Origin of the sequence: Arthrobacter sp. H20 (genome assembly GCF_000520515.1) — a bacterium.
Classification (GTDB): Bacteria; Actinomycetota; Actinomycetes; order Actinomycetales; family Micrococcaceae; genus Arthrobacter_D.
In genome coordinates, this window is sequence record NZ_KI914731.1 from 14719 (window position 1) to 23054 (window position 8336).

The 8336-nt window shown below is 63.1% G+C and carries 8 protein-coding genes; 5 read left to right on the forward strand and 3 right to left on the reverse strand.

What is annotated here, in order from left to right; translation table 11 throughout:
• Positions 1-972: M20 family metallopeptidase (locus Y703_RS19180; protein ID WP_051427480.1), on the reverse strand; the 972-nt coding region annotated here is incomplete at its 3' end.
• A gap of 197 nt (positions 973-1169) precedes the next feature.
• Here Y703_RS19180 and Y703_RS0109820 point away from each other — a divergent pair.
• Positions 1170-1394, forward strand: a complete 225-nt coding sequence (locus Y703_RS0109820) for a hypothetical protein (RefSeq protein WP_026552558.1) — start codon at positions 1170-1172, stop codon at positions 1392-1394.
• A gap of 165 nt (positions 1395-1559) precedes the next feature.
• Positions 1560-2933 carry an MFS transporter gene (locus Y703_RS0109825; RefSeq protein ID WP_026552559.1) on the forward strand — a complete coding sequence of 458 codons (1374 nt, stop codon included), beginning with the start codon at positions 1560-1562 and terminating at the stop codon, positions 2931-2933.
• Positions 2934-3021: 88 nt separating this feature from the next.
• Here the strand turns inward: Y703_RS0109825 and Y703_RS0109830 are convergent, their stop codons facing one another.
• Entirely contained in the window at positions 3022-4218 is a 1197-nt protein-coding gene (locus tag Y703_RS0109830; protein WP_026552560.1) for a TerC family protein, read from the reverse strand.
• A gap of 108 nt (positions 4219-4326) precedes the next feature.
• On the opposite strand from Y703_RS0109830, the gene Y703_RS0109835 reads away from it, so the two are divergent.
• Positions 4327-5448: an alcohol dehydrogenase catalytic domain-containing protein gene (locus tag Y703_RS0109835; RefSeq protein ID WP_026552561.1), complete on the forward strand. Its 1122-nt coding sequence runs from the start codon at positions 4327-4329 to the stop codon at positions 5446-5448.
• Positions 5449-5471: 23 nt separating this feature from the next.
• Here Y703_RS0109835 and Y703_RS0109840 read toward each other — a convergent pair whose 3' ends face one another.
• Positions 5472-6014 carry a TetR/AcrR family transcriptional regulator gene (locus Y703_RS0109840; protein WP_026552562.1) on the reverse strand — a complete coding sequence of 181 codons (543 nt, stop codon included), beginning with the start codon at positions 6012-6014 and terminating at the stop codon, positions 5472-5474.
• A 109-nt stretch (positions 6015-6123) separates the two neighbouring features.
• On the opposite strand from Y703_RS0109840, the gene Y703_RS0109845 reads away from it, so the two are divergent.
• Both Y703_RS0109845 and Y703_RS23070 read left to right on the forward strand, forming a co-directional pair.
• Positions 6124-7683: an APC family permease gene (locus Y703_RS0109845; RefSeq protein WP_051427481.1), complete on the forward strand. Its 1560-nt coding sequence runs from the start codon at positions 6124-6126 to the stop codon at positions 7681-7683.
• On the forward strand, positions 7683-8336 hold a 654-nt coding region (locus Y703_RS23070), incomplete at its 3' end, for a saccharopine dehydrogenase family protein (RefSeq protein WP_035764544.1). The genes Y703_RS0109845 and Y703_RS23070, both read left to right, overlap by 1 nt.

Here is an 8336-nt window from a genome sequence, read left to right on the forward strand (position 1 = left end):
TGCGTAGTTGGTGCGGATGGGGAGCGACGGCGGGTGCTGGTCCCAGTCGAGGTCAACAGTGGTGCCGGTCATCAGTGCGGCGCCACGCGCGATGTCCTCAAGACGCCTGCTGAGGTCCTTGAGCGTGTCAGGGTACTTGGACCGGGCATAGAGCTTCATGACAGCTGTGTCAGGGATGATGTTGGGGCTGCGCCCGCCCTCGACGATATTGCTGTGGACGCGGTCCGACGGCGGGAGTTGCTGGCGGAGCAGACCGATTCCCTGATAGGTGAGGCTGGCGGCGTCGAGCGCGTTGCGTCCCATGAACGGCTGCGCTGAGGCATGCGCTGCGATCCCGGTGAACGTGACGGTCAGCAGCCGGCGCCCCAGCCAGACCTGATCCGCCAGGTCATAACCATAGGGGTGGACCATGATGGCGGCGTCGACGCCGTCGAACGCTCCGTTGCGGGCCAGCAGCTCCTTGCCGGAGTGCCCCTCCTCCGCGGGTGTCCCGAGGAAGACGACTGTGCCGTTCAGCCGGTCCCCGATCCCGGCGAGCGCCAGGAAAGCACCCACCCCGGTGGCGGCGATGACGTTGTGGCCGCAGGCATGCCCGATCCCCGGGAGGGCGTCGTACTCGCTGAGCACGGCGATCGTCGGCCCGCCCCCCGTCCCGCGGACCTCCGCACGAACTGCGGTGGCGACGCCATGGGCTCCCAACTCGGCGTCAATCCCGTGCTCAATGAGAATGTCGGTGATCAACCGGGCGCTATCGTGCTCCTCAAACGCGGTCTCCGGACGCGCATGGAGCGTGTGAACAATCCGTTGCAGGTCGCTGTGCAGGGCTTCGACATTCCTGTCGACGGCGGCACGAAGGTCCTCGGTCGCACCATCGAAGGGTGACGCAGGCGACACGGCGGTCAGGAGCCGGCGCTGGGTCTCGGAGTCGATCTGGTTGAGGTATGCCGGGTCCGGCAACGCTGGTTTGGTCATTCAGGTAGCTTAGGCAACTATTTGCCGGCATGGCAGCCCCGCACCGCAACCCTGAGTAATAATGTCCGCTCTGCCGCGGCGGTGCGGGGCCAGATCGCGACAAATTCACCTGACCGAAACACCCTCGCAACACCGCAGGAGTTCACTTAAATCATCGCCGGGCGCGCCCACCCCGGCCACAGAACCAAGGAGCCACCATGTCCCTGCTCACTGCCACCGTCATCACCCGAATCCATGACCTCGGTCTGCTGCACCGGGGGGATGAGATCGAAGCTCACCGCAACCGTGAGGTCCACTACAGCGGGTATGTTGAAGACACCGCGCCTGGTCTCGGCATCGTCTGGATCCGCGATATTTCCGATGGTCGCCGCGCCATCCTGCACGCCGACGAGTACGCCATCTGGCAGATCAGCGGCGGGTAGAAGGGACCGTTTCTGATCCAAATCTCCAGGTCCAATCCACGGCAGGTAGGACCATCGGCGCGCTAGCCATCACCGAACTGCATCGCTATGGTTGATGGCTGACCATACCCAGCCAGCAGCTCATCAGGCTACTGATCGTGGGTCGCGCCCGAGAACGGAGATAGAGTGACTGCCGAAAATCAACCGCCCGCTACCGGATTCGACGCTCCGGATACCGACACTCCGGAAGGGAAGAAGACCATCCGCCGGGCGATCGGCGCATCGGCGGTAGGTAACGCCACCGAGTGGTACGACTACGGCGTGTACGCAGTAGTGCTGACCTACATCACCGCCAACTTCTTCCCCGGCGGAGCTGAATGGGCGCTCGCCACCTTCGCCATTTCCTTCCTCGTCAGGCCCTTTGGCGGGTTCATTTGGGGTCCGCTGGGCGACCGGCTGGGACGTAAGGCAGTTCTGTCCCTCACCATCATCCTGATGGCTGGAGCAACCTTCTCTATTGGGCTGATTCCCACCTTCGACCAGATCGGATACTGGGCGCCGGCCATCCTGATTGCGCTGCGGATGCTGCAGGGCTTCTCTACGGGCGGCGAGTACGGTGGTGCGGCAACCTTCATGGCCGAGTATTCGCCCGACAGGAAGCGAGGCTTCCTTGGCAGCTTCCTTGAGTTCGGAACCATCTTCGGCTTCGCCCTCGGCACCGCCGTCACCTTGTTTCTGCAGATCAATCTGGGCCCCGACGCGATGTCCGACTGGGGTTGGCGCATCCCCTTCCTGATCGCTGGGCCGATGGGTCTTATTGGGTGGTATCTGCGGTCAAAGCTTGAGGACACCCCAGTCTTCCGTGAACTGGAAAACGAGTCAGGCAACGAAGACAGCGGACCCACCACGCTGAAGCACCTGGCCAGCAAGTACTGGCGCCCGGTCCTCACCATGGCCGGCCTGGTGATCGCGCTCAATGTCGCCAACTACACCCTCCTCAGCTACATGCCCACCTACCTGCAGAATCAGATTGGGCTGTCCGACGACGGCTCACTCACTCTGATCCTGATCGGCCAGGTGGTGATGATGCTCCTGATCCCGTTCGCTGGCGCTCTCTCCGACCGGGTGGGCCGCAAACCGCTGTGGTGGGTCTCCCTGGTGGGCCTCTTCGTTGCGGCGCTGCCGATGTACATGCTGATCGGCACCGGTTTCACTGGGGCTCTGATCGGGTTCGCCGTGCTGGGAATCCTATACGTGCTGCAACTCGCCACCATTTCGGCGACGTTCCCGGCCATGTTCCCCGCCCACGTGCGGTTCGCCGGGTTCGCTGTCACCTACAATCTGGCAACTGCGATCTTCGGTGGGACGGCGCCCCTGGCAAACGAGGCCTTGATCGAATCCACCGGTAACCTGCTGGTCCCAGCCTTCTACATGATGGGTGCCTGCCTGATCGGCATGATCGCTATGCCGTTTGTCAGGGAGACCGCGGGCGAATCAATCAGGGGAACCGAGATGCCGGGCAATCCCACAGCTGCCGAACGGGCAACCACCCGCAGCTGACCGAACAACCCGGGACGGCGGATTGTCCTGACCAAAGCAGAAGGGGTGGACCGGCAACTGAGTGCTGGTCCACCCCTTTCAGCAGGCCCTACCGGGTGGGTTCTCGGTCGATCGCGGCACCGTGGGCCTCGTGGGCACTCCGCATCAGATCCATGAAATCAGTCTCGTTGCGGATGAGCTTTTTGTACTTCTCGGGCAGCTTGCGCAACATGTCTTCTTCCTCGACCATGCGGTTGTAGATCTTCTCGCGCTCGTCAATGTCAGTCTCATAGTCCAGGTCCATGTACTCCGTGGCGTGCCGCTTCGCCCCGGAGGCGGCAGTTTTTGCCTTGCCCTTGGGGCTCCACACTGACGCCAGTATGGTGATGATCAGGACCCCGAGGATGACCGACAGGGACAGCCCGGTCGAGATTTCGACCACTGGAACCGGTTCCCCTTCGTTGATGAAGCCCAAATTGTTCTCATGCAGCGCGTGGAGGATCAGTTTCACGCCAATGAAGCCCAAAATGATCGCCAGGCCATAGGACAGGTAGATGAGCCGGTCCAGCAGGCCGTCAATCAGGAAGTACAACTGGCGCAGACCCATGAGGGAGAACGCCGTAGCGGTGAAGACGATGAACACGTTCTGCGTCAGGCCGAAGATCGCGGGGATCGAGTCCAGAGCGAACAGGATGTCGGTGCCGCCGATGGCCACCATGACGAGCAGCATGGGCGTGAGAACGCGCTTGCCATTCTCTATGGTGAACAGCTTGTCACCGTCGTAATGATCGGTTGCCGGGAGGAAGCGCTTGGCCAGACGCACCACAAGGGTGTCTCCGTGGTCCTCATCAGATGTGGGCTTGAGCAGGTTTCCAGCAGTCAGCAGCAGGACCAGGCCGAAGATGTAGAAAATCCAGGCGAACTGGTTGATCAGCGCGGCGCCCAGGAAGATGAAGCCGGTGCGGGCTATCAGCGCGAACACAATGCCAAAGAGCAGCACCTTCTGCTGGTCAGCGCGCGGCACCTTGAAGCTGGCCATGATGATGAGGAAGACAAACAGGTTATCCACCGAGAGTGCCTTCTCGGTCACATACCCGGCGAAGTATTCGGTGCCCATGGTGGGTCCGCCGAAGGCCAGCACCCCGAGGCCGAAGAGAATGGCGATCCCCACATAGATCGAGGACCACACCGCCGCCTCTTTAAGACTGGGGGTGTGCGCTTTGCGAACGTGGAAGAAGAAGTCGAAGAGCAATAGCCCCACAATTCCGACGATCGTTAATGCCCAAACAATTGGGGATACTTCCATGCGGTTTTTTCTCCTCGTACAGATGGCGTACAACTCACGGTAGTTTGCTGAGGGAGTGGACGGCAAGACGGCCCCGGGCCGTACATTGAAACCATGAACCCCACCACGATGCGCAGCGCTGTCCTCCACACGGCTGGCGCTGCCCGCCCCTACTCCGACAGCATTCCGCTCCTGATGGAAGAACTTGCCATCCCATCGCCCCGGCCAGGCGAACTGCGGGTCCGCATCGAGCGGGCCAGCCTCTGCCACTCGGACCTCTCGGTGATCGACGGATCCCGGGTGCGGCCCCTGCCGATGGCCCTGGGACACGAGGCGACCGGCGTCGTCGACGTCGTCGGCCCGGGCATTACCGATGTCACAGTGGGTGACCACGTGGTCCTGGTGTTCGTGCCCAGCTGCGGGTCCTGCCGGGCATGCGACGCCGGCCGCCCTGCCCTCTGCCACCGCGCGGCCGAGGTGAATGGCAGCGGTGACCTGTTACACGGCCCGGCTCTGCTGCGGAGCGCCACCGGGGAGCGAATCAACCACCATCTCGGCGTCTCTGCCTTCTCCGAGTACGCGGTGGTAGCCCGGGAGTCGGTGGTGGTGATTGCGGACGACGTCCCCTTCGACGTGGCGGCGATGTTCGGGTGCGCCGCACTCACGGGGATTGGGGCAGTGGTGAACACAGCCCGGGTCGCCGAGTGGCAATCGGTGATTGTGTTCGGTCTCGGCGCGGTGGGCCTGGCTGCTGTCATGGCCGCCGCACAGGTACCCGGCACCACTGTGGTCGCTATCGACCCGCTGCCAGCGAAGCGGGACCTGGCGCTGAGCTGCGGGGCGACGTCGTCAGGTACACCCGACGAGGCGTCAGCGCTGGTTAGCGCCCTGGGCAGCGACGGCGTGGATGTGGCCATTGAAGCCGTGGGCAGTGCCCGGGTGATGGAGGCATGCCTGGCGCTCCTGACCCGCGGCGGGGCTCTGGTGTCAGTGGGGTTGCCGCACCCCGACCAGACCATCACCACCCAGGCGCTGCAGTTCGCCGGAGCGGGCAAACGCCTCCTCGGGTCCTACATGGGTGATTCGGTGCCCGGCCGGGACATCCCCGCCTACCTCGCGCTGTGGCGCGAAGGGAAGCTACCAGTTGAACTGTTGCACACCGATACCCGCGACCTGGGGGACCTCAACGAGAGCCTCGACGCCCTGGCTGATGGGCAGGTGGTCCGGCGGGTCTTCACTCTCCGCCAGTAAAATCCCGGAGCCGGAGACCTGAGTCAGTACTTGATGGTCCCGATGAGCCCGATAATCCGGTCGATTGTTGCGGGGTCGGTCTCCTCCGGCATGGCACCGGTGCCGGAGAGAGATGCGTTGAAGTAGATGCCGTCACCGAGCAGCATCACCAGGTGCACCATGTCTTCATGGCCGACCGCTTCCATCAGCACGTCAAACCACTGGGTGCGGCACTTCGCCAGGAGTTCGTTAGCCTCCGGGTGGGATCCCTGGGCCAGCCGGGTCACCGCCATGTTGCAGCGTTCAAGTGGACTTTCGAGATCGAGCGAGCTCTTCACGTAGTACGTGGCAGCCTGTGCGGGATCGGCTCGCATCACCTCGAGATCGGCCTCCACCAGGGTCTGCAGCCGATCGAACAGGGCCACCGCCAACTCGTCCTTGGACCTGAAGTGATAGGTCAGGCCGCCCTTGGAGACCCCCGCGCCCAGCGCAATGGCGTCGAGGGTGGCGCTGCGCTCGCCGTCGGACACCAAAATGTCCTGGTACGCATCAACCAGTCGTTGAACAGTGCTCGGAGCGTGACCCATACACACGAGTTTAGGGCCTTTTCAAAAAACCGACTAGTCGGTATAGTGGCCTGCGTTACATTATTTCGGCCGACGACGACGCCGGCCGGCCGGACCGCGGAGGCGCACCATGAGTCATATTGCTATTGGTAAAGATTCCCGTGCCACGCCACCGGGGCAGGGCAAGGGGCTCGCCGCCGGGACCCTCGGCGTGTGGGGGTCGGTGGTCATCGGGCTGGCCTCGACGGCACCCGTCTACTCACTCGCGGCGTCACTCGGGTTTGTGGTCCTGGCCGTCGGAGCGCAGGCACCGATCGCCTTCATCCTGGCGTTCATCCCCATGCTGTTTATCGCCTTCGCCTATCGGGAACTCAACGAGGAGATCCCCGATTGCGGAACGTCCTTCACCTGGGCCACCAAGGCGTTTGGCCCCTGGGTGGGCTGGATGGCCGGCTGGGGCGTGGCGGTCGCCGGGATCATTGTGCTCGCCAACCTCGCCCAGATCGCCGGAATCTATCTGTGGCTGTTGATCGGTGACGGGTCACTCGCCGACAACTCCCTGCTGGTGACAGCCACTGGAGTCTTCTTTATCGCCCTGATGACCTATGTCAGCTACCGCGGCGTGGAAATCGGCGCCAAACTGCAGAACATCCTCCTCGGGATCCAGTATCTGGCCCTCGTGCTGTTTGTCGTGTTTGCCCTGATCGGCATCGCCAACGGCACCGCCGAGAACGCCACGACACCATCCCTTGACTGGTTCAACCCGTTCGCCTTCGAGAGCGTTGAAGGGTTCACCGAGGCAATACTGCTGGCCCTCTTCATCTACTGGGGTTGGGATGCCTGCCTCGCCTTGAACGAGGAGACCCGCGACGCCCGCCGCATCCCCGGCCGGGCCGCATTGATCTCCACGGTGCTGCTCCTCATCACCTATGTGGGTGTCACCGTTGCGGCAATGATGTACGCCGGGGTGGGAGAGGAAGGCACCGGGCTGGGGAACGAGGTCAATGCCGAGGACGTGTTCTTCGCCCTCAAGGATGTCATTCTGGGCCCAGCCGCCTGGTTGCTGGTGGTAGCCGTCCTGGTGTCGGCGGTCTCGTCGACACAGACCACCATCCTGCCCACCGCCCGCGGCACCCTCTCCATGGCCGTCTATCAGGCGCTCCCCCGCCGTTTCAGCACCGTCCACGAGCGGTTCAGAACGCCCTCCTTCTCCACCCTGGTGATGGGCGTCGCTGCGATCGCGTTCTACGTGGTGATGACCATAGTCAGCGAGAACATCCTGGCCGACTCGATTCTTTCCCTCGGCCTTGCCATTGCGTTCTACTACGCCATCACCGGGTACGCCTGCGTCTGGTACTTCCGCCGGGAGCTGTTCACCTCCCGGCACAACTTCATTTTCCGGTTCCTGCTCCCCCTATTGGGAGCCCTAATGCTGACCGCCGCCTTCATCAAGTCGGCGATCGACATGGCCGACGTCGAGTACGGGTACAGCGTACTCCTCGGGGTCGGCGGCACCTTTGTAGTAGGCATTGGCTCCCTCGCCCTGGGCCTGGTGTTGATGCTGATCTGGCGGACCCAAAAGGGATCACTGCCGTTTTTCCGAGGGGAAAGCCTTGACGCCGACACACCAGTGCTGGTGCCAGACTCCCCCGATACCTACCGACGTTCAGTTGATGGAGGCTTGGCCTAATGCGCATTCTCATTGTTGGTGCCGGCGGAGTGGGATCAGCCGCCGTGCGGATCGCCGTCCGCCGCACATTCTTCGACCGGCTCGTGGTCGCAGACTACGATCCCGCCCGACCGCAGGCCCTGGTGGAGTCCCTCGACGACGATCGCCTGGTGGCCGCTCAGGTGGACGCGTCGTCAGCGGAGGCAGTTGCCGCCGTCGTGCGCGAACACGACATCACGCATGTGCTCAATGCGGTCGACCCCCGGTTCGTCATGCCGATCTTCAACGGGTGCTTCGCTGCAGGAGCCACCTACCTTGACATGGCGATGAGCCTGTCAGTCAGGCATCCGCAGCAGCCGTACACGAAGACCGGTGTGATGCTCGGGGATGAACAGTTTGCGCTCGCCCATCAGTGGGAAGAGGCCGGCCGGTTAGCGCTCGTAGGGATGGGGGTGGAGCCGGGTTTGTCGGACGTCTTCGCCCGTTACGCGGAGGATGAGCTATTCACCTCGATCGAGGAGCTCGGCGTGCGCGACGGCGCCAACCTCGTGGTCGACGGGGCAGACGGCGAGCCGGCATTTGCCCCCTCCTTTTCCATCTGGACCACCATTGAGGAATGCCTGAACCCGCCGGTAGTCTTTGAACGCGGCACCGGCTGGTACACCACCGAGCCG